We start from the raw sequence: 21,557 nt of genomic DNA on the forward strand, positions 1-21,557 counted from the left end.
CGCCATCCGCACCGGCGTCGAACAACACCGCGGCATCCAATTCGACCTCGTCACCCGCCACGAATGCGGCGAAAACTGCCCCGAGACTGACTGCCAGGGCGGAACTCCCACGGGGAGCATCCCTGCAGTGGGCACCCAGTCCGGAACCGGGCAGCAAAACAACCAGTAACACCCCAGGCGGCACACGGCTTCCCCCGGCCCGTGCCGCCTGGGCCAACCCTCCCCATCCCCAGCAAAGGCAAACCCCATGTCCCAGCTCAACGTCCCGGAACAGGTTCTCCGGGTCAGCACCGACGGAAAAGACTTCGTCGATGTCCGGTTGGAGTCCGCAACTCCCGTGACCGTCCGCCTACAGCTCGATGGCGGCTGCAACTGCCAGCACACCTTCGGGACCCGTCCCGGCTCGTACGTCGACAGCGATCTCGGTTCCCGCTTTTCCCGTCAGCCTTAAGAAGAGTTCTCCACTGAGCGGTCCAGGGCACTCCAGCCCTGGACCGCTCAGCCGTGCCCTCAAATCGGCACGGCTGACCAGGGCCTAGTTTTCGTCTTCCGGCCGGGCGGTGAGGATCCGGTTGGCTGTGACCTGGAGGATTCCGAGGGACTCCTGGATCAGGGGCGAGGCGATGCTGCCCTTGCGGACCGCGGCGATGATACGGCGTACGGGTTTCCCCTTGCCGGTAATCCGCAGCCGGGTCACGTTTTCTGCATTGCGCAGGGGTGCCAGCCGCGGGAGCAGCCCCACACCCAGGCCCGCGCCCACAAAAGCGATCTGGGTTTCCCATTCCACGGCCTCATGGGCAATCCGTGGGGTCACCCCCACCGCAGTGAATGCCGCGGTAAACAGGGCGTGGTACGTGGAACCTACGGCCTCGGTGATCCACGGCTCGGACGCGAGTTCTTCGAGCGTCACCGTTTCCCGCGACGCCAACGGATGGGTGGAAGGGACGATCACGTCCAGCGGATCGTCGAGCAGGACGGTCTGCTCGAAACGCGGATCGTCCTCACCGTATGTGTCGGCCTGCATCGCCACTATGACGGCCAGATCGATCCGCTCCGCAACCAGCAAATCGAAGCACCGGGACGGGTTGGCCTCGAGGACCTGCACCTCCAGCAGGGGGCGGGTGGAGCGCAGCGTGGCGGCCAGCGGCGCAAGCAACTGGGCTGCCGCCGTCGAGAATCCGCCGAGTCCAAAACGACTTGGTATCTGGTCGCCGGCCTCCATGGCGGCAGCCCGCAAAGCCTCCCATTCCGCAATGATTGCGTCGGATCCCGCCACCAGATAGCGGCCCGTGGCGGTCAGCCGCACCCCCCTGCCGTCCTTCGTCAGCAGCTGCATGCCAAGCACCCGCTGGAGCTCCCGCAATTGCGCGGACACGGCAGAAGGCGAGTAGCCCGTGAGCTCCGCGGTTGCCCCTACGGTGCCGCAGCGGGCGAACACACGAAGGGTGATGAGCCTTGGATCGATCATGCACCCATTGTGCACGGTCCCCTCCAGAATCTTGCGCTTTTGTAGCAGGTCGATGATCCCTAATCTCGTGATTACACGCTTTTGAAAACGCCGGTTGGCGCCATCCACCCCGCGGCTCTCACAAACCGCACCTTTACCCAGCCTTCCCCGGAGGAAACACATGACTGCTCCTGTGAGCCTGCCCCTCAATTCCCGCGGAAAACTCGCATCGTCCTTGCCTGCAGCGCAGCTGGCGGAGATCACCGAGTTGTTCGAGTTCCGGCGCACGGGATACTCCCTCGACGCCCCGTTCTACACAGACCCGACGATTTTCAACATCGACATGCAGGCCATTTTCGGCCAGCACTGGATCTTTGCAGCCAGCGTCGCCGAGCTGCCGGAGCCGGGCGACTACGTCACCGTCGACTACGGCCCCTACTCGCTGATCGTGCTCCGCAACGACGACGGCGGCGTGAACGTGCTGCACAACGTGTGCCGCCACCGCGGCGCCCGCGTCCTGACCGAACCCGCCGGCACCACGGGGAACCTGGTGTGCGGCTACCACTCCTGGACCTACGCCCCCAGCGGAGACCTGATCCACGCCTCCGCACCTGGCGAAACGAAGTTCGACAAGGGCTGCTTCGGCCTCAAACGCGCCCACAGCCGCGAGTTCGCGGGACTCATCTTCGTCTGCATCGCCGATGAACCCCCGACTGATTTCGACGAAACCGGGAAAATCTTCGAGCCCTACCTCGCGCCCCACGATCTGGCGAAGACGAAAATCGCCTACCAGCAGAACATCATCGAAGAGGGCAACTGGAAGCTCGTCATGGAGAACAACCGTGAGTGCTACCACTGTGACGGCCACCCGGAACTCGCCTGCTCCCTCTTCCCCACCTGGGGCCTGACCGAAGGCCTGATCCCGACGCACCTCGAGGAAGTCTGGGACCGCAACAAGGAAGCCCAGTCCTCCCTGGAGGAGCGTTGCCGCCGGTACGGCCTGCCCTACGAGGTCGTCGAGGAACTCGATACCCGCATCGCGGGAATCCGCATCTCCCGGGAATCGCTCGACGGCGAAGGTGAGTCCTTCTCGCCCGACGGCCGCCGGCTCTCCAAGAAGCTGCTGGGCGACCTCCGGGACTTCCGCCTGGGCCGCTGCTCGATGCACCTGCAGCCCAACAGCTGGTTCCACTTCCAGAGTGACCATGTCATCACGTTCGGTGTCTTCCCGGTCAACGAGCACCAGACGCTGGTGCGCACCACCTGGCTCGTGGCTGACGACGCCGTGGAGGGCGTCGACTACGACCTGGCGAAACTGACCTACACCTGGGAGCAGACCAACCTGCAGGATAAGGCGTTTGTGGAACTGTGCCAGAAGGGTGCCGGCAGCCCCGCCTACCAGCCCGGCCCGTACATGAAGAGCGAATACCAGGTCGAGGCATTCATCAACTGGTACGTGCAGCGTGTTCAGGAGCACTTGGCATGATTGAGCTCCTCCCTGAGGCGGCCATTCAGGAACCACAGCGTATTCGCGGTCTTGAAATGCCGTGGAACAGGGTGATGGGTACCACCGACGGACCCGCTGGAGCCGCCCGCGCCCTGGGCCCGTGGCATCCCCAGGAGTTCATGGCCGAATGCGTCGAGACCGTTCCCGAGGCGGGCGGCATGATGACCTTCGTGTTCCGCCGCTGCGACGGTGCGCCCCTGGCGTTCCGCGCGGGCCAGTACGTGAACATCGCCTTCCCCGTGAACGGTGCGGACCAGGACCCGGTGGACCGCAGCTACTCGCTGTCCAGTTCGCCCACGGAACCGTGGACCTTCAACATCACCGTCAAAGCCGACCCCACCGGGCTGGTTTCACCGTGGGTGCACGAAAACGTCAAACCCGGCACCGTCCTGGACATGCTGGGACCCGTTGGCGCCTTCCACCTGCCCGACGCCGACCGGCGGGCCAGGTACCTGCTGCTCGCCGCCGGCGCAGGCATCACGCCCATCATGTCGATGCTGCGGACCATCCATTCGCTGCCCGGACATGCCGACGTTGTGGTGCTGTACCACGGCGCGGAGGCCGGCGGCTTTGCCTTCCACCGGGAGCTGGCCTACATCGCCTCCGTGGACTCCCGCGTCAAGATCTTCTACTCGCTGGGCGACCGCAACAAGCCGGAGGGCTGGGAAGGGCTCAGCGGACGGCTGACAGCGGCAATGCTCGACGAGGTGGCACCCGACGCCAACGGCCGGCAGGTCTACGCCTGCGGTCCCGAGGGTTACCTGAACACGGCCACCGAGCTCCTGGGCAAGGTGGGCGTGGATGACACCTCCATCTACATGGAATTCTTCACGGGGGATCGCCAGACCCTCCTCGAATACCAGGCGGAGCTCGCGCTGGCGGCGGACATCGCGGAGGAAATCGCGGAGGAAATCGCCGATTCCGCCGAGGTCTACTACGAGGGCCAGCCCGCGGCATTCGGACTCTACGAACCCGGCTACGACGCCGATGGCACCCTGGAGGCCACGGGGCTGCAGCTGGAAACCGTGGACCCGGACGGGGCCTCGACGAACGACGGCGGCGCCAGCCAGGAGCCGCAGGCCGCGTCACCTGACGCCTCAAGCTTCGACACCGTGGGAACCGGCAGCCTCACCCTTTCCTTCATGCGCACCGGCATCAACGTCCGGATCGACCCCACCGAGCACATCCTGGGGGTGGCCCAGCGCGCCGGCGTCAGGATCGGCGCGAACTGCAAGGAAGGCATGTGCGGCTCCTGCAAGGTGGTCAAACTTTCAGGGGAAGTGGAAATGAACCACCAGGGCGGCATCCGGGCCCGCGAAATCGACGCCGGCAAGTTCCTCCCCTGCTGCTCCACCGCGCAGACCGACATGGTGATCGATGCCTAGCCGTTCCCCGCTGCACACCTGAACCACAGACCGCCAACCATAGGAGCCATTCAATGACAGGTAACAAAGCCGTTGCGTACAAGGCACCGGGAATCGTTGAAATCATCGATACCCCGTACCCCACCTTTGAACTGCAGGCCGGGCCCGGCGTCAATCCCGTCAATGTGGGCCGCAAGGTCCCGCACGGGGTCATCCTGCGCACCGTAAGCACCAACATCTGCGGGTCGGACCAGCACATGGTCCGCGGCCGCACTACGGCCCCCGCCGGCCTGGTGCTTGGCCACGAGATCACGGGCGAGGTCATCGAAACCGGGCCCGACGTTGAGTTCATCAAGGTGGGCGACATCGTTTCGGTCCCCTTCAACATCTCCTGCGGCCGCTGCCGGAACTGTAAAGAAGGCAAAACCGGGATCTGCCTGAACGTGAACCCGGACCGCCCCGGCTCCGCGTACGGCTACGTGGACATGGGCGGCTGGGTGGGCGGCCAGGCCGAATACGTTCTGGTTCCCTACGCCGACTGGAACCTGCTGCGGTTCCCGGACCGGGACCAGGCCCTGGAAAAAATCATGGACCTGACCATGCTCTCCGACATCCTGCCCACCGGCTTCCACGGCGCCGTCACCGCCGGGGTCGGCGTCGGCTCCACCGTTTACGTCGCCGGCGCCGGACCCGTAGGCCTTGCCGCGGCAGCGAGCGCCCAGCTCCTCGGTGCCGCAGTGGTGATCGTGGGTGACCTCAATGAGGACCGCCTGGCCCAGGCCCGCTCCTTTGGCTGCGAAACCGTCAACGTTGCCGACGGCGACCCGGCCGACCAAATCGAGCAGCTGCTGGGCGTCCGGGAAGTCGATTCCGGCATCGATGCCGTCGGCTTCGAGGCCCGCGGCCACGGCCACGGCGCCGCCGAAGCACCGGCCACCGTCCTGAACTCGCTGATGGACCTCACCGCAGCCGGCGGGTCCGTGGGCATTCCCGGCCTCTACGTCACCGGGGACCCCGGCGCCTCGGACGAGGCGGCCCGGAAGGGCTCCCTGTCGCTGTCCCTGGGCACCGGCTGGGCCAAATCGCTGTCCTTCACCACCGGCCAGTGCCCCGTGATGAAGTACAACCGCCAGCTGATGATGGCCATCCTGCACGACCGGATCCAGATCGCCAAGGCCGTCAACGCCACCTCGATCCCGCTTGAGGACGCACCGCGGGGCTACGCCGAATTCGATGCCGGCGCCGCCACCAAATACGTCCTCGATCCGAACGGCTACCTCAGCAACTAAGGCACGGACATACCACTGCTGACCGGCCGTACTGATGGGTCAGCGCAGGAAAGGGAGTGCACCCTGGGTGCCCTCCCTTTCCTGCTTTCTCCCCGGCCGCCACCGGCACCCGGACCTGCACCGTCCGGGGCCCCGGACACCCGCCGTTCACCCTCCGGTCGCCTGGCGTGGTTAGACAGGACGTATCACTCGTCCTTTCCTGGGAGAACCCATGCCGATATCCAGACGCGCACCACGCGGGCTTGCCCGCGCCGTGGTGGCCTCTGCAGCGCTCTTGTTCGCAGCATCCTGCGTCGTGGCACCGGGGGCCTCGGCCGCCGTCGTCCCCTCGCCCATCACGTACCCGGCCGCCGGCTCAGCCCTTTCGCTGACGGCCCTCGGGTCCTATGAAACCGGCCAGTTCGATGAGTCCGCGGCGGAAATCGTGGCCTACCACGCGGCCACCCAGCGGCTGTTTGTGGTCAACGCGCAGGCCGCCGTCGTGGATGTCCTGGACATCGCGGACCCGGCCGCCCCCAAAAAGCTCTTCTCGATCGGCGACGCCGGCGGCGGGGTGGCCAATTCCGTCGCCATCCGCGCGGACGGCCTGGGCGCCATAGCCCTGGAGGCACCCACCAAGACCGACGCCGGCTCCCTGCTCTTCTTCGACGCCACCGCCGACGCCCCCGTCGCCCTCGGACGGGTCCCTGTGGGAGCCCTTCCGGACATGGTCACCATCGCCAAGGACGGCAGCCGCGCCGTCGTCGCCAATGAGGGCGAACCCTCGGACGACTTCACGGTGGACCCCGAAGGTTCGGTCTCCGTCGTCGACCTTCCCACCGGCCTGGCGGCACCCGCCCAGTCCGCTGTCCGCACCGCCACTTTCCACCCCTTCGAGGCCGGCGGGACGAAAACCCTGCCGGCGGACGTCCGCGTCTTCGGCCCCACCCCGCACGGCGCCGACCACCCGGTATCCCGCAACCTCGAACCCGAGTACATCGCGATCGACGGCGGCAAAGCCTACGCCGCGCTGCAGGAAGCCAACGCTGTGGCCGTGGTGGACCTGGCCACGGCAACGGTGGAGGACGTCTGGCCGCTTGGCTTCAAGGACCACGGCCTCGCGGGCCAGGGACTCGACGCCTCGGACCGCGACCCCGAAGACGCCCCGGCGTTCAACATCCGCACTTTCGAGGGCCTCAACGGCATGTACATGCCCGACGGGATCAACGCCTACACCGCCGGCGGCGCCACCTACCTAGTGACTGCCAACGAGGGCGATGCCCGCGAATGGGGCGACTACGTGGAAGGCGCCCGGGTCAAGGACCTCGGCAAGGACGGCCTGGCACCAATCTGCGCAGACAGCCCGCTGGCTGACCTGACCGCTGACGGCGACCTGGGCCGGCTCACCGTCACCACCGCCACCGGCCTGGGTGCCGCCGGTGACTGCTACGGGGAACTGTATTCGTTCGGCTCCCGCTCCTTCTCCATCTGGACCACCGACGGGCGGCAGGTTTTCGACTCCGGCGACGACTTCGAGCGGATCAGCCACGCCGCCAACCCGGAGTTCTTCAACTCAAACCACTCCGAATCGAACCTTGAAGGGCGCTCGGACGACAAGGGACCCGAACCGGAGAACCTGGCGATCGGCGAGGTGGGCGGCCGGACCTACGCGTTTGTCGGCTTCGAACGCGTGGGCGGCGTCGCCGTCTACGACATCTCCACCCCCGAGGACAGCACGTTCGTGACGTACGTGAACAACCGTGATTTCGCCGTCTCGGTCGAGGACGACGGCGTGGACACGCTTGGTGCCGCGGGCGACCTGGGTCCCGAAGGCCTGGCCTTCATCCCCGCCGGGGACTCCCCCACCGGTAAGCCGATGCTCGCCGTCGGGAACGAGGTCTCCGGGACCACCACCCTGTTCGGCATCGACGGGCTGGGGGTTGGGGAGCCGAAGGACACCACCACCATCCAGGTCCTGGGCATCAACGATTTCCACGGCCGCATCGAAGCAAACGGAGCCGAAGCAGGCGCCGCCGTCCTGGGCGGTGCCGTCACGGCATTGAAGGACAAAAACCCGAACACGCTGTTCGTTTCAGCCGGCGACAACATCGGCGCGTCAACATTCACCTCCTTCTCCCAGCAGGACAACCCCACCATCGATGCGCTGGCCCAGGCCGGGCTGGACGTGTCCGCCGTCGGAAACCATGAATTCGATGCCGGCTTCGCCGACCTCACCGACCGCGTTATCCCCCGCTACGCCGCAGCCGCGGGCGACCCCGCAGCGGGCGCGGAAGCCGCCGACTTCGCGCTGGGCGCCAACGTCTACCTCAAGGGCACCGAAACGCCGGCGCTGAAGGAGTACGCGATCCGGGAGGTTGATGGTGTGCAGGTCGCCTTCATCGGAACCGTGACCGAGCAGACCGCCGCGCTGGTCTCACCGGACGGCATCGAAAGCATCGAGTTCGGGAACCAGACAGCCGCCGCAAACCGCGTGGCCCGCAACCTCTCGGACGGCGACGCGGCAAACGGCGAGGCCGACGTGATTGTGCTGCTGGCCCACGACGGGTCAGCAGGCAGTGACTGCGCAGCCATCGCAGCCGAGGACACCACCTACGGCGAGCTCGTCCGGGACTCCTCCCCCAACATCGATGCGATCCTGTCCGGGCACACGCACCAGTCCTACGCCTGTTCCTTCCCCGTCCAGGGCGGCGCCGGACTCGAGCGCCCGGTCCTGCAGGCACACCAGTACGGCACCACCCTGGACCAGCTGACCATCGAAGTGGATCCGACGACCAAGGACATCGTCTCCCTGGCCGGCGGACTGTTGTCCCTGACCACCACCGTCGGCGAAGGGGATGACGCCCAGATCGTCGGGGCGTTCGAACCCCTCGCCACCGTGGCGGAGACCGTGGCCAAGGCGGCAGCGCAGGCGGAGGTGGCCGGGGCCGTCGAAGTCGGTTCCATTACCGCGGACATCCTCCGCGGCGGCACCAACGGCTCTGACCGCGGCGTGGAATCATCGCTGGGCAACCTGGCAGCGGACATCCAGCTTTGGGCCACGTCCAACGAGTCATTCGCCGGCGAGGCGGCCCAGATCGCCATCATGAACCCGGGCGGGCTCCGCGCAGACCTGCTCTACGGCACCAACGGCGTGCTGACCTACAAGGACGTCGCGGCGGTGCAGCCGTTCGGCAACACGCTGGTGACGCTGGACCTGACCGGGGCCCAGCTCAAAGCCATCCTGGAAGAGCAGTGGCAGCCGGACGGCTCGTCCCGGCCCAAGCTGCACCTGGGTATTTCCGACGGGCTGAGCTACGTCTATGACCCCGCGGCAGCGCGCGGCAGCCACGTGGTCTCCATGGAGTTCGCCGGTAAGGCCGTGGCGGACGGGGACGTCTTCCGCGTGGTGACCAACTCCTTCCTGGCCGCCGGCGGCGACAACTTCACCACCTTCGCCCAGGGCGGGCGCGTCACGGACACGGGGCAGAGCGACCTGGTTGCCACGGTCCAGTACTTCGAAGCGCACCCCGTGGTTGAACCGGCGCCGCTGGGCCGCGCCATCCTGGCCGCGGACATTCCCGACGGCGGCAACGGGTCAGGCGACGGCGGCACCGTTGTTCCGGGCGACGGGACGGTTGTGCCGGGCGACGGCACGGTTGTTCCAGGCGCAGGCAATGGCGGGTCCGACGGCGGCAACGCGGGCAATGGCACCAGCGATGCCAACCTGACCGGCAACCTGGCAACCACTGGGGCCACCCTGACGCTGGCCGGGGTGGGCCTCCTGCTGGCGCTGCTCGGCGGACTGCTGGTGGTCATCCGCCGCCGGCGGACCGCCGTAGTGGCCGAGGACAGCTGATTCTAGGCAGTTCCTACCGGTTCCACTGACGGCGCCCGGCTACCTTAACGGAGGCCGGGCGCCGTTGTGTTGTGGCCAGTTCGAAGCACGCAGCACGTGAAGCCGCAAAGCATTGGCGCAGACAAAGTATTTTTTGGATCAAATGCGCTTGGATTACTTTTACTTTACGTAAGGTCCATTATCGGCTTTCAAGAAAGGGCGGAAAAGTAAACCAGGAAACCCTGCGCTTCCGCCGCTGGAGCTGCAATCGTATGCGAGGCGATGCAGCCAGATGTCAGCATTTCTCTGCCATCCTCCGTTTCACCACTGATGCCTGCCTAATGGCACCTTGAGTTATTGACGATCGGTGCCGTTGCTGGACTGTCGCTTCGTAACGGGTGCCGAAAGCTGCAGGAGTCATCCCTCCGAGGTGAGAATGGAGCGTGATGAAACCATCGACATCATCTATACAACGGCTTGGGGCTAACTGTGCCAGGCTGGAAATCAGGAAAGGCCGACACCCTACGGGTGCCCGCCATTCCTGATTTCCCTCAGCAAAACGAAACTGTGGGTGCAGCGCCACCACTGTACTTAATTTGATGGGCAAGTGACGAAGGCTAGGTCGCCGGTACGGAATCCCTGAGCGCCGGCTTCCACCGAAGGTGCGGGTTTTCAGCGGCTTCCAATTCGCGCAACAGGGACAACCGTGGCCGGACGGCATCAGTGCGGGAGCTTGGCGGCTTACGGCGGCCAGCGCGGAATTGTGGAATCCATTCGGCGGCAGGACCCTGGTAGTCCTGTTCGGCGGCTGCGTGGAGGGTCCATTGGGGGTCGTAGAGGTGGGTGCGTCCCAACGCAATGAGGTCGGCACGGCCTGCGAGGAGGATTGAGTTCACATCGTCGTAGCTGGAGATGGCGCCTACTGCTATGACTGCCACGCCTGCCGGGGCTGCTACTTCCTGGCGGATGCGGTCCGCGAACGGCGTCTGGTAGCTACGTCCGAAGGCGGGCTTCTCTTCCTTTGCTACCTGACCGGTGGAGATATCGAGTCCGGCAGCGCCGTGCTCAACGAATGCTTTTGCGATGTGGACGGAGTCATCAGAGGTGTTGCCGCCGTCGATCCAGTCCGTGGCGGAAATGCGAACCGTCACGGGCTTGTCGGCAGGCCATGCCGCTCGGACGGCGTCGAAAACTTCAAGCGGGAAGCGCAACCGGTTCTGCAGGCTGCCACCATACTCGTCGGTCCGCTTATTGGAAACAGGCGACAGGAAAGAGGACAGAAGGTAGCCATGGGCTGCGTGAACTTCGAGGATGTCGAAGCCGGCTTCTTCGGCACGCATCGCAGCGCTGACAAACTCTGCCTGTATGGCATCCATACCGGCCTGGTCGAGCTCCAGCGGGGTCTGATTGCCGGGACCGTACGGGAGGGCTGAAGGTCCGACGGCGGTCCAGTTACCGGAGTCGAGGGGCTGGTCGATCCCGTCCCACATGAGCTTGGTGGAGCCCTTGCGGCCGGAGTGTCCCAACTGCACACCTATTTTGGCCGTGGAGCGTGAATGGACGAAATCAACGATTTCCTTCCAGCTGTCACGCTGTTCATCGGTGTAGAGGCCGGTGCAGCCGGGGGTGATCCGGCCGACGTCGGAGACGCAGACCATTTCCGTCATGACCAGTCCGGCGCCGCCGAGAGCCTTGGAGCCGAGGTGGACCTTGTGGAAATCACCGGGTACGCCGTCCGTGGCGGAGTACATATCCATCGGCGAGACAATGATGCGGTTCTTTAGCTCCAGCCCACCGACCTTGAAGGGCTGAAACATGGCCGGGGCGATGTCCGTGAGTCCTTGGGACCGCGCAAAGTTGCGGTCCACCGATTCGGCGAATTGAGGATCGCGCAGTCGCAGGTTTTCATGCGTGATGCGGCGGCTGCGGGTCAGGAGGTTGAAAGCGAATTGAGTGGGGTTCTGGTCTTTGTATTGACCGATGCGTTCGAACCATTCCAGGGAGGCCTGGGCAGCTCGCTGCGTGGAGGCCACCACTGGACGGCGCTCGGCCTCGTATGCTTCGAGGGCTGACTCTACGTTGGGTTGTTCGTGCAGGCATGCGGCGAGGGCCAAGGCGTCTTCCATAGCAAGCTTCGTCCCTGACCCGATGGAAAAGTGGGCCGTGTGGGCGGCGTCGCCCAGCAGGACAACATTGCCCTTGCGCCAGCTTTCATTGCGGACGGTGCTGAAGTTGAGCCACTTGGAGTTGTTGGACAGAACCTCGTAGCCAGCTAGTTCTTCAGCAAAGATCTCCCGGATCTTCGCAATTGCTTTCTCGTCGGAGACACCGGGAGGGAAGAACTCAGCTGCGGTCTCGTCAAAACCTGCAGCGTGCCACACGTCCTCGTGCATCTCTACGATGAAAGTGGAGCCTTCATCGGAGTATGGGTAGCCATGGATCTGCATGACGCCCCACTCGGTTTCCTTCACGAAGAACTTGAAGGCTTCGAACACCTGGTCTGTTCCCAGCCACATGTATTTGCTGGTGCGCAGGTCCAGGTCCGGGCCGAACGTGTCAGCATACTTGGCGCGAATTTGGGAGTTCAGGCCGTCGGCGGCGAGTACCAGATCGTACGTGGACTCGAGTTCCTCGATGGCCGGTGCCATGGTGCTGAACCGGACATCGACTCCGAGTTCGATGCACCGGCGCTGGAGAAGTTCCAGTAATTCCTTGCGGCTCATGGCCGCGAACCCTTGGCCGCCGACGGTGATCATTTCGCCGCGGAAGTGAATGTCAATGTCAGACCAGCGGGCGAAGCGGCGGCTCATGTAATCCGCGACGACGGGGTCGGCGTTGCCGATGCCACCAAGGGTCTCATCGGAAAATACCACGCCGAAGCCAAATGTGTCGCTGGCAGCGTTCCGTTCCCAGAGTGCGATTTCATGGGACGGATCGAGTTGTTTCATCAGGGCTGCGAAATAGAGGCCTCCGGGACCGCCTCCGACAATTGCGATTTTCATGGTGTTGCTCCTTTTTGGACCGTATCCGTCTAAGCCTGGCCTTGACCGGCAGCTGTAAGTTCCTTGGTGTTCAGTGCGGAGTCCTCTTCCTGGACGCGTTCGCGGAGTTTGAAATGTTGCAGCTTTCCACTGGGGTTGCGCGGCAGTTCAGTGACAAAACGAACGTCGCGCGGGTACTTGTACGGGGCAATTGTTTGCTTGACGAAATCTTGGATTTCTTTGCGTTTCGCGGAGTCTCCGGTGACGCCATCACGCAGGACTATGAAGGCGCACACCACTGTGCCGCGCTCTGCGTCGGCTCTGCCGACGACGGCGTTTTCCACGACATCCGGGTGTTGGTCGATGGCAGCTTCTACTTCAGGGCCACCGATGTTGTACCCGGAGGACACGATCATGTTGTCTGAGCGGGCCTGGTAGGTGAAGTAGCCATCTTCATCCATGGAAAATGTGTCACCGGTGACGTTCCACCCCCGAACCACATAGTTCCGCTGGCGAGGATCATCAAGATAACGGCAACCGGTGGGGCCTATGACTGCCAGGCGTCCCGTGTTCCCCGGCCCCACTTCATTACCGTTTTCATCGAGAATGGTCGCCCGGAAGCCCGGTACTGCTTTGCCGGTTGTCCCTGGACGGATATCTTCTCCCGCCGCTGAGATGAATACATGCAGCATCTCGGTCGCACCGATGCCGTTGACCAGACGAAGGCCGGTCGCCTGATGTACTGCCTCCCAGGTCTCCTTCGTCAGATGCTCTCCGGCGGATACGGCGAGGCGGAGCCCTTGCAGGAGGTCTCCCCGGTTTTCCTTGAGAATCGCCCGATACGCGGTGGGTGCGGTGAAGAGGACTGACGCGCCTGCTTCAGCTGCGTGTTCGGCGAGCTCCACGGGGCCAGCTCTCTCCGTCAGCAAGGCCGAAGCCCCAAATCGCAGTGGAAAGACCACCAGGCCGCCGAGTCCGAATGTGAAGGCCAACGGAGGTGATCCGGCGAACACGTCATCAGCGGTCGGCTTGAGGATGTGACGAGCGAACGTGTCAGCGTTGGCCAGGATGTCGCGGTGAAAATGCATGGTGATTTTCGGTGCGCCGGTCGTTCCGGAAGTCGGGCCGAGCAGGGCGACGTCATCCGCGGAGGTGTCAACCGCCGTGAACGTCCCGGATTTCAGGCCGCACCGGACCGTCAGGTCATCGTCGTTCTGGGAGCCGTACGTCAGGACAGTGACGTCCGTACCGACTGCAGCCTTAAGTTCATCCACGAACCGGTGGTCGGAGATTGCCACCACGGGTTTCGTCAGCCCGATGACTGCAGATACCTCCGTCGAACGCAGCATTGGCATTGTGGTGACAACTACGGCTCCGGCCTTCAATACCCCCAGCCAGGCAGCGACGATCCAGGGGTTGTTGGGCCCACGCAACAGAACACGGTTGCCCGGAACAACTCCCAGGTCCTGGGTGAGGACCTGCGCCACTTGGTTGGCGTGGGTCTGCAACTGTCCGTAGCTCCAGGACTCGCCGCCGGGAACTCGGAGGGCGGGACGGTCGGCACCGAAGTTGGCGATCGTGTCATCGATCAGCACTCCAGCGGCGTTAAGGCGTTCGGAGTAATGCAGTTCGGGAAGGGTGAATTCGAGCGCCGGCCAGGTTTCGGCGGGCGGCAGGTGATCGCGGGTGAACGTGTCCACGTGGGCCGATGGCATCATGCTGAGGCCGTTCCTTTCAGTGGTGCATCAGGTGAAACTGGAGAGTGTTGTTTTCAGGCACCGACGCGGATCATGCCTTCTTGAGCGACCGTGGCTAGAAGCCCTCCCTGCCGATCAAAGAAGCGGCCCATCGCAAGGCCGCGGTTCTGCTGACTGGAGACGGCATCCTGGGCATAGAGCACCCAGTCATCGAGACGGCCATCGCGGTGGAACCACATGGAGTGGTCAAGGCTGGCCGTGACCAGCCCTGGGCTGGACCAATGCAGGCCGTTAACCCTGAGGATCGGTTCAAGGATCGTGTAGTCACAAACGTATGCCAGGGCAGTGCGGTGGAGATTTGAGTCGTCGGGAAGGGCATCGAACGCCTTGACCCAGATCGCCTGTTGAGGAACGGTGCCGCCTTCAAGTTCGACATAGACAGGTCCCGGGACATGCCGCATGTCAAAGCTGCGGCCCGAGCCCCAATACTCCACAGCCTTCCCGTCTCTAGCGTTCAGAACCTCTGCTGCCGAGTGCAGGGCTTCCGGGCCCACCGTGGCCGGGGGCTGCGTCTGAAAATCCGGCCCCGACTCGGGTACGTGGAAGGATCCCATCGCCGAGTACACGGCTTTGCCGTTCTGGAAACCCCGGACAGTGCGGGTTGAATATCCACGCCCGTCCCGCAGCCTCTCGACCTCATAGCGGACCGCTGACCCGACGTCCACAGGACGCATGAAGTAGCTGTGCATCGAGTGGATGTTCCTGTCGGCGTCTACTGAACACATCATCGCCGCTGCGGCTTGGGCCACCATGTCCCCTCCGTAGGCCTTGGGCCACGGCACGTACTGAGTGGTGGCTTCGTAGGCTTCGTCAAAAACCTGCGCGTCGACCTGCTCGAGGTTGACGGCCCGAAGGAACGTTTTCGAGGTCAGGGTTCCCGTGATCATGACTATGCCCGGCGGAAGTCAGCGAGGGTTTCGTCTGGTACGTCTTCGAGGTTGACCACAAGGTTTTCCGGTGTCCGGGCGGTCAGCCACACCAGTTCTTCCGTGATGGACATGTTCGCTTCGACGTGCGGCATGAAAGGGGGAACGAACACCCAGTCTCCTGCCTTCATGTCGAGGAACTCGCTGAAACTATCACCGAAGTAGATCCGACCGTGCCCCCGGAGGACATAGCCCCCTGTTTCCGCTTCACCATGGTGGTGCGGCAGGGAGCGGTAGCCTGGCGTGTTGGAAACCTGGCCGAACCAAATCTTGGTCGCTGGCGTGTGCTGGATGCTGACGCCGGACACGCGGACACAGTCGCCCGACTGTGCCGTATTGGTGTCCTCTTGTCCTGACCTTGTGACGACGGGAACAACCTTTCCGTCCGGCTGGGCGTAGATGGAGTTTTCTCCATCTAGGCTGTATTCACGCGTGCTTTGGCTCATGGCTCTCTCCTGATGTCTGTAAGTGTTGTGTTACTTAGATTGCGGTGGTCGCCGCTGCATGGATACGGAACTGGTTCTCCAGCCGGCCGATTCCGTCGATTTCAGTGATAAGGACGTCACCGTTCTGAAGGAAGCGCGGTGGTTTCATGCCCATCCCCACTCCCCCGGGAGTGCCGGTCAGGACCAGATCTCCCGGCCGCAGTGACGTGAACTGGGAGATGTACGACAAAAGTTTGGCTGGCCCGAAGACCAGAGTGCTCGTGTTGCCGTCCTGCACAAGATCTCCGTCTACGTAGCCGCGAACCTGAAAGCTCTCCCCGGCTTCGTCAGCAGTTACCATCACGGGTCCGACCGGAGTGGTTCGATCCCATGCCTTGCCCTGGAACCACTGCAACGTTCGGTTTTGCCAGTCGCGCATCGAAATGTCATTTGCGACGGTGTATCCGGCGATGGCGGATCTGGATTCGGACTCATCGGCCCTGTAGAGATCTGCGCCCACAACAACGGCAAGTTCGGCTTCCCAGTCAACCTGTCCACTGCCGTGTACTTCAACGCAGTCATTCGCGCCGACCAGGGTGTCCGAGTATTTGGCGAACAAGGTCGGGAATTCAGGTAGGTCGCGGCCCATCTCTTGAATGTGGTCACCGTAGTTCAAACCGCAGCAGATCACCTTGCCTGCGTTCGGAACCAGCGGAGCGAAGTGGGCTTCAGAGGCTGGAATTAAGGTTGGAGCCACAGCCAACACCGCAGCATCAACTTTGCGACGCCAGTCTTTTGTCGCCAGGAGCGCCCCTACATCGGGAAAGTCCAGCGGCAGGAAGCCGCCCTCCACGGCGGCCGCAGCTGTGGTGCCCCACGTGCTTCGGAGGGTAGCGAGTCTCATCAATACTCCTGCAGACTAATATATCGACTTTTTGACGGTCGTAACTTACGATCAAGATAGCACGATCGCCCAGATGTGCAATAGAGCACATTTCAAAAACTCAGGAGAAGCTATGGCAGACCAGAGGGTTTCACCCCGGAAGATCATCAATCCCGCGTCTTTGCCGAAGCCTTCGGGATTTTCGCACGGCGTAGTAGCCGGGAATACCGTCTATCTCGCTGGCCAAACCGCGTTGGACCAAGACATGGAGATTGTGCCGGGCGGGATCGTTGAGCAGTTCAGGCAGGCGTTTTCGAACGTGCTTACCACGCTGGAGGAGGCGGGCGGCCAGCCTGAGGACCTGGTCAACGTGACCCTCTTCCTAACTGACGTGGATGATTATCTGGCTCACGGAAAAGAAATCGGCCGCATCTGGCGTGATATGGCGGGGACCGACTATCCGGCGATGGCGGGCATTGGAATCAACCGTTTGTGGCAGAAGGAAGCATTGATCGAGATTCAGGCTGTTGCAGTTATGCCTGGGAGATAGTGTCCGGAAATTTTGGGGTTCGCCAGAGCATCGGCGCAGCCTGCCTCTGTCCGGCAGGCTGCGCTGCTGTTTCAGAGGCCCCTACGCCGAAATTACCTGACGGGCATGTATGGCCGCCAGTGGAGAGAGCAGGGCATGCGTCCGAACGAACGCACGTCGGGCCGCCGGCTCTTTCCAATCTTTTGGCAGGTAGTGCAAGGGCAGATTCGGATCGCGGTACGGTAGGCGGCGCCATAGCGTGAGCATGGGAACGTAATAGCGGAAAGCCTCTCGATTTATATCCGCTGCCGCGTCGGAGGGGGTCCCAGAAAGACCTTCCAGCCGGGAGCCCCACAGTTGCGCGGCGTCACCGTAGTACTCAAGGAACTCCCCCATCAGGCTGTCGATGCTTGCAAGGTCCCACCAGATGGGGACTTTGGCTGATATGTCCCCATTGGTCAGAAAATCACCCCTGAAAAACTCCACGAACTCGGCGAGTCCACGCTCAGTAATGAGGTGGCGGGCACGATCAGCCACGCCGGCAGACGCAATCCAGACCCCGGGTGATACCGTTCCGAACCCAAGTCCTGTAAGCAGCGCGCGCAACTGATGACGTAAATGACGTTGGGCTTCGGGGACGGAGAACACGGCCAGAAGCCAATCATCGGTTGCCGGTTCGCGACGTTCTGAAAAGATTCGTTGATCGCCGTCGGCAAAGACTGCCTGGAGCGAGCCGCCAAGTTCGTAGGCAGCCGCCCCGGACGCGCGTGTACTCTGAAGCACACCTTTGGCTTTGAGCCTGGAAACCGCCGAGCGAACTCCCGGCGGGTCAAAGCCCAGATCGCCAAGTAAGGCCACCAGCGCAGCCACCGGCAGCGCAGAACCAGGCTCTCGGCAGTAGAGGCCGTACAGGGTAACAATGAGTTGCTGATGTTTGACTGCAGGGGCTTGACCGGGATTTCTCGCCTCACGGCCGTTAGACAACACGAGGCTCACTGTGACGTCTTTGATAAAGCCTGGCGCATCCGGTCTGGCCAGGGAGCCGAGTGCTCGGCACCCGCCGGCACATGGACGCTGGTAACAGTGCCGCTTGCGGCTCGGCCACCAGGTGATTGGTCACAGGAACCGCCATCCACTTCGAAGCCGAGAGTCAGGGAAGATCTGCCAAGTTCCTTAATCCACACCGTCGTCGTGATCTGCTGTCCAAACCACAGTTTTGCGTGAAAGTTCAGCACTTGCTTCACCCGGGGAGCAACGGGGAAGTAATCAGACAAACCGAGTTGCCGCACAAGACTAGCCTCGGCGGCCTCAACCCACCGGACAACAGCAGAATTGTGCTGGTGCCCTGAGGCATCTGTGTCGACCCACTCGACGGTACTTTGGACGGACGCATAGGGCCCGACATCTGCCTGTTCGTCAGCGCGCGCTTGCTCGATCACTCTTCAAACATAACGGACTTTTGACGTTCGTAAAACGAGCACTCGCACAGCGTTGCTTTGCGGATGAATCGTTTGCCGATGGCCGCGGGCCCGCACGACGCAGGTAGCGCCAGGCCATACAGGTTGTGGTGACTGTCGATTACAGTCCACGAACCGCTAAGTTTATTATTGCCTGCCATCAGGTCCGCCACAGCCTCTGATGCACCATCGGAAGCGAGGATCGGCTCCGTCGCCGCCTTCGCGCGTCTTGCGATCGAATGCGGCGCCTGCACTCATACTGTCAGCAGTTTCCACGGCACGATCAGCTGCATACCGCTTCTGCGGAGAGCGGTTGTGGACTCGCCGATACCCATCGAACTGCAGAACCACGATGTGCAGGCATCATAGTTCCCTCTTCAATGAACCTTGCTGACAGTGAGTCCACATCACTAGCCCACCAGCCGCTGAAGGGACAATGATCACCGGTTCGAAGCGCTGCAAACGAAGCAATTTCTGCCGCATGGGCAGACCTTAGGGTATTCCTTTTTTTCACGACTACTTCCTTGATTCTCGGAAAGAACGCTGCTGGGGAACCACTGGCGGCCCATCAGCGCATCTGACAAATAAGTGCTCGAGTGGGCCGACTTTGGAGTTGAGTTTGGGGCAGACCGTCACGGGTCCGGGTCTGCCGTTACACGACGTTTCCAACCCGGTCCGGATGGTTTGAAAGGCCGAAGTCGGCCGTGTACAGCGAATCGTCAACACCGGTCAGCAGGCTGGTCGCGAGCTGGCCGAGAGCGGGTGCAAATTTGAAGCCATGGCCTGACAGTCCCGCGATCGTCACAATACGTCCGCTCGGGTCCAGGTCAACGATGGGTACTCGGCTGACCGTAACGCTCTCATGGTGCATGCTATGACGAACCGGTTCCGGTGAGAGATCCGCGAAGAACGTAGTCGCATTGCGGCTGATTTCTTCAATTGCGGCCCTGCTGACCGTCGGCGGAACATCATCAACTGAGTCGTACTGAGTGTCGGCTGCGGTGTGCGAAACAACCTTCACACTGTAGCTATCCAGCGTGGGAACGCCGAACATGTGGACACCGTCCTGGTCACGAAGGAATGCCGGAAAGACGTCCGGTGCGTAGCGACTCGGATCGTTTGGCGCGAACCACGTCAACGCGATGTCGGCGACTTTTACGACATCGCGCAACTGTGGACGCAACTGCGCCGCCCATGATCCTGTTGTCACAACTACCTGCCCGACACGGAGAGTCCGCGTAGCGAGTCGAATTACGATCGAATCCCCACGTTCCTCTATACCCAGAACAGCTTCGCCGTCGATGAGCGTCCCGCCAGCAGCTACTGCGGCTTGAACTCCAGCCAGCACAGCAACCTCCGATCGTATCCCGCCCCCCAGGAGGTCAAGAACTGCCTCCGTCCCATCGGAAACGATGTGTTGCGGGTATGCCTTCCGAAGCTCGCTTGTACTGAACGAGCGATGCGGGAGGTCATATCGACGAATGCTCTCAAGAGTTGTTTCATACGGGGCATGCCCGGGGGTATCCACCGCCAACATCCCACCGTCCAGGAACAGGTGCCGGCCCGTCTTCTTTTCGAGGTCCAGCCAAAGTTCCCTGGAGCGGAGGAGCAAGGGCACGTAACGCCAGCCTTCATGGTAAGCCGCGCGGAAAACCCGGGATTCGCCGGCGTAGGAGCCATAGGCATGGCCCACCCCCCATTGCTCTATGCCGACAACTCTGAGGTCGGTATTGGTGCTCAGTTGCCACATCGCCATGGAGCCCACAGAGCCCAGGCCGATCACCGCTACATCGAAATCTTCGTACATTCCCAACTCCGTATCCTCACAAAAATGCGGGTAAATCCGTTAAACCGTAGAAACTTTTCGTTCCTCCGTCTACGCTATGGTTCATCAAGCGATGAAAAATAACAAGCCTTAATCCCAAATGGAGGAAACATGAATGATCCACGCATAGATTTTCTGTACCTCAGTGAGCAGGACATGGTGGCTTCGGGCGTAACCGACATGGCTTCATGTGTGGACACCATGGTCGACATGTTTTCCGCCCTTGGCGCCGGTGACTACATCATGGGCGGTGCCAACCGGAACTCCCACGGAGTCTTTCTGGATTTCCCCGAGACTTCCGAGTTCCCGAACATGCCCCTCGCGGGACCAGATCGTAGGTTCATGGCGATGCCCGCGTACTTGGGTGGGAGCTTCGATGCCATTGGGTCCAAATGGTACGGCTCAAACGTCGCAAACCGGGAGCGAGGTTGGCCCAGGTCCATTCACATGTTCACTCTGTCCGATAAGGAATCTGGTGCGCCGTTGGCTGTGATGTCGGCGAACCTCCTCAGTGCGTACCGCACCGGAGCAATCCCCGGAGTTGGTGCACGTCTCCTGGCGGTTGAGAATGCGAGGGTCCTCGGGATGATCGGCCCCGGGGTAATGAACTCGACTTCCCTGGAGGCCTTCGTGGTAGCGCGCCCCAGCCTCGAAGTAGTCAAGGTGTTTGGTCGCAGCGCAGGCTCAACGCAGGCGTTTGTCAACCGGGCAGCAGAACGTTTCCCGCACCTCAAAATTGAGGTGGTGGACAGTGCAGAGGCGGCAGTCAGGGAATCCGACATCGTCAGTGTGGCAACCTCAAGTGCTGCCGGTGCGGAGAATTACACCTTTGTCAAAGAGGAGTGGATAAAGCCCGGAGCCCTGATATGTCTACCGGCGACCATCAACATGGACCCTGAGTTCGTGCTGAATCGAGCACGCAACGTTGCTGACAGCTCACGGATGTACGAAAGCTACGCAGAAGAACTTGGCGCACCTGCGCACGACATTGTCGGCATCCTGGGCGTTTTCTGGAACGATCTGATCGCGGCTGGCCGGATGGAGCGAAGTTCCATCGGGGACCTTGGAAGTATCGCAGCTGGGCGGGAACCGGGGCGGATCTCTGACGAAGAAATCATCCTGCTTGCTATCGGCGGGATGCCCGTCGAAGACGTAGCGTGGGCAAGTGTTGTGTACCAGAACGCCCTTGAACGGGGAATCGGCACGAAACTCATGCTTTGGGACAAGCCAGTTCTGACCTAAGATCCGCGAAAGCCCTTTCGAGCCAAGCGTTTGACGGTCCACCGGACTCCGCGACTCTCGATCTCACCGGCCCAAACAAGCGGCACCAGCACTGCGACTCATTCTGTAGAA

16 protein-coding genes are annotated in these 21,557 nt (G+C 62.4%); 7 read left to right on the plus strand and 9 right to left on the minus strand.

Annotated features, from left to right (window positions below):
- Positions 1-247: 247 nt before the first annotated feature.
- Entirely contained in the window at positions 248-451 is a 204-nt protein-coding gene (locus tag ASF72_RS17100) for a hypothetical protein (RefSeq protein ID WP_056600891.1), read from the plus strand.
- 84 nt (positions 452-535) lie between these two features.
- Here ASF72_RS17100 and ASF72_RS17105 read toward each other — a convergent pair whose 3' ends face one another.
- On the minus strand, positions 536-1,468 hold the full coding sequence (locus tag ASF72_RS17105; RefSeq protein WP_050687665.1) for a LysR family transcriptional regulator: 933 nt from the start codon (positions 1,466-1,468) through the stop codon (positions 536-538).
- A gap of 160 nt (positions 1,469-1,628) precedes the next feature.
- Between ASF72_RS17105 and ASF72_RS17110 the strand changes: the two genes are divergently transcribed.
- The 4 genes from ASF72_RS17110 to ASF72_RS20155 all read left to right on the plus strand — a co-directional run bounded on the left by ASF72_RS17110 (position 1,629) and on the right by ASF72_RS20155 (position 9,442).
- Complete coding sequence (locus ASF72_RS17110) at positions 1,629-2,933, plus strand: aromatic ring-hydroxylating oxygenase subunit alpha (RefSeq protein WP_056600893.1); 1,305 nt, start codon at positions 1,629-1,631, stop codon at positions 2,931-2,933.
- Entirely contained in the window at positions 2,930-4,339 is a 1,410-nt protein-coding gene (locus tag ASF72_RS17115) for a ferredoxin reductase (RefSeq protein WP_050687669.1), read from the plus strand. Before ASF72_RS17110 ends, ASF72_RS17115 begins: the two co-directional genes overlap by 4 nt.
- Positions 4,340-4,392: 53 nt before the next feature.
- Entirely contained in the window at positions 4,393-5,607 is a 1,215-nt protein-coding gene (gene fdhA / locus ASF72_RS17120) for a formaldehyde dehydrogenase, glutathione-independent (RefSeq protein ID WP_056600895.1), read from the plus strand.
- Between the two features lie 211 nt (positions 5,608-5,818).
- Positions 5,819-9,442, plus strand: coding sequence for a choice-of-anchor I family protein (locus ASF72_RS20155; protein ID WP_082484460.1), 3,624 nt, complete (start codon positions 5,819-5,821; stop codon positions 9,440-9,442).
- A gap of 596 nt (positions 9,443-10,038) precedes the next feature.
- On the opposite strand, the gene ASF72_RS17130 is transcribed toward ASF72_RS20155, so the two are convergent.
- From ASF72_RS17130 to ASF72_RS17150, 5 genes are read right to left on the minus strand one after another with little or no spacing between them, the layout of a single operon-like run.
- Positions 10,039-12,423, minus strand: coding sequence for a bifunctional salicylyl-CoA 5-hydroxylase/oxidoreductase (locus ASF72_RS17130; protein ID WP_056600898.1), 2,385 nt, complete (start codon positions 12,421-12,423; stop codon positions 10,039-10,041).
- A gap of 29 nt (positions 12,424-12,452) precedes the next feature.
- Entirely contained in the window at positions 12,453-14,120 is a 1,668-nt protein-coding gene (locus ASF72_RS17135) for an AMP-binding protein (RefSeq protein WP_056600900.1), read from the minus strand.
- 53 nt (positions 14,121-14,173) lie between these two features.
- Entirely contained in the window at positions 14,174-15,046 is an 873-nt protein-coding gene (locus ASF72_RS17140) for an acyl-CoA thioesterase (protein ID WP_056600903.1), read from the minus strand.
- 2 nt (positions 15,047-15,048) lie between these two features.
- Positions 15,049-15,531, minus strand: a complete 483-nt coding sequence (locus ASF72_RS17145; protein WP_056600906.1) for a cupin domain-containing protein — start codon at positions 15,529-15,531, stop codon at positions 15,049-15,051.
- Positions 15,532-15,565: 34 nt separating this feature from the next.
- Entirely contained in the window at positions 15,566-16,414 is an 849-nt protein-coding gene (locus ASF72_RS17150; protein ID WP_056600908.1) for a fumarylacetoacetate hydrolase family protein, read from the minus strand.
- Between the two features lie 112 nt (positions 16,415-16,526).
- Between ASF72_RS17150 and ASF72_RS17155 the strand changes: the two genes are divergently transcribed.
- On the plus strand, positions 16,527-16,943 hold the full coding sequence (locus ASF72_RS17155) for a RidA family protein (protein WP_056600910.1): 417 nt from the start codon (positions 16,527-16,529) through the stop codon (positions 16,941-16,943).
- An 81-nt stretch (positions 16,944-17,024) separates the two neighbouring features.
- On the opposite strand, the gene ASF72_RS17160 is transcribed toward ASF72_RS17155, so the two are convergent.
- From ASF72_RS17160 to ASF72_RS17165, 3 genes are all read right to left on the minus strand, one after another.
- Entirely contained in the window at positions 17,025-17,918 is an 894-nt protein-coding gene (locus ASF72_RS17160) for a PaaX family transcriptional regulator (protein WP_235504773.1), read from the minus strand.
- Positions 17,915-18,361: an acyl-CoA thioesterase gene (locus tag ASF72_RS20160; protein WP_235504774.1), complete on the minus strand. Its 447-nt coding sequence runs from the start codon at positions 18,359-18,361 to the stop codon at positions 17,915-17,917. The genes ASF72_RS17160 and ASF72_RS20160 overlap by 4 nt, the downstream gene beginning before the upstream one ends.
- Positions 18,362-19,031: 670 nt before the next feature.
- Positions 19,032-20,186, minus strand: coding sequence for an FAD-dependent oxidoreductase (locus ASF72_RS17165; RefSeq protein WP_056600913.1), 1,155 nt, complete (start codon positions 20,184-20,186; stop codon positions 19,032-19,034).
- 129 nt (positions 20,187-20,315) lie between these two features.
- On the opposite strand from ASF72_RS17165, the gene ASF72_RS17170 reads away from it, so the two are divergent.
- Entirely contained in the window at positions 20,316-21,446 is a 1,131-nt protein-coding gene (locus tag ASF72_RS17170) for a tyramine oxidase subunit B (protein WP_056600915.1), read from the plus strand.
- Positions 21,447-21,557 lie beyond the last annotated feature (111 nt).

It is taken from the genome of Arthrobacter sp. Leaf141 (assembly GCF_001424565.1).
In the GTDB taxonomy this organism is placed as follows: domain Bacteria; phylum Actinomycetota; class Actinomycetes; order Actinomycetales; family Micrococcaceae; genus Arthrobacter.

Excerpts from the sequence above, each read along its gene's own strand:
- ASF72_RS17100 (WP_056600891.1), top strand. The coding sequence starts at position 248 with ATGTCCCAGCTCAACGTCCCGGAACAGGTTCTCCGGGTCAGCACCGAC.
- ASF72_RS17105 (WP_050687665.1), bottom strand. The coding sequence starts at position 1,468 with ATGATCGATCCAAGGCTCATCACCCTTCGTGTGTTCGCCCGCTGCGGC.
- ASF72_RS17110 (WP_056600893.1), top strand. The coding sequence starts at position 1,629 with ATGACTGCTCCTGTGAGCCTGCCCCTCAATTCCCGCGGAAAACTCGCA.
- ASF72_RS17115 (WP_050687669.1), top strand. The coding sequence starts at position 2,930 with ATGATTGAGCTCCTCCCTGAGGCGGCCATTCAGGAACCACAGCGTATT.
- fdhA (WP_056600895.1), top strand. The coding sequence starts at position 4,393 with ATGACAGGTAACAAAGCCGTTGCGTACAAGGCACCGGGAATCGTTGAA.
- ASF72_RS20155 (WP_082484460.1), top strand. The coding sequence starts at position 5,819 with ATGCCGATATCCAGACGCGCACCACGCGGGCTTGCCCGCGCCGTGGTG.
- ASF72_RS17130 (WP_056600898.1), bottom strand. The coding sequence starts at position 12,423 with ATGAAAATCGCAATTGTCGGAGGCGGTCCCGGAGGCCTCTATTTCGCA.
- ASF72_RS17135 (WP_056600900.1), bottom strand. The coding sequence starts at position 14,120 with ATGATGCCATCGGCCCACGTGGACACGTTCACCCGCGATCACCTGCCG.
- ASF72_RS17140 (WP_056600903.1), bottom strand. The coding sequence starts at position 15,046 with ATGATCACGGGAACCCTGACCTCGAAAACGTTCCTTCGGGCCGTCAAC.
- ASF72_RS17145 (WP_056600906.1), bottom strand. The coding sequence starts at position 15,531 with ATGAGCCAAAGCACGCGTGAATACAGCCTAGATGGAGAAAACTCCATC.
- ASF72_RS17150 (WP_056600908.1), bottom strand. The coding sequence starts at position 16,414 with ATGAGACTCGCTACCCTCCGAAGCACGTGGGGCACCACAGCTGCGGCC.
- ASF72_RS17155 (WP_056600910.1), top strand. The coding sequence starts at position 16,527 with ATGGCAGACCAGAGGGTTTCACCCCGGAAGATCATCAATCCCGCGTCT.
- ASF72_RS17165 (WP_056600913.1), bottom strand. The coding sequence starts at position 20,186 with ATGTACGAAGATTTCGATGTAGCGGTGATCGGCCTGGGCTCTGTGGGC.
- ASF72_RS17170 (WP_056600915.1), top strand. The coding sequence starts at position 20,316 with ATGAATGATCCACGCATAGATTTTCTGTACCTCAGTGAGCAGGACATG.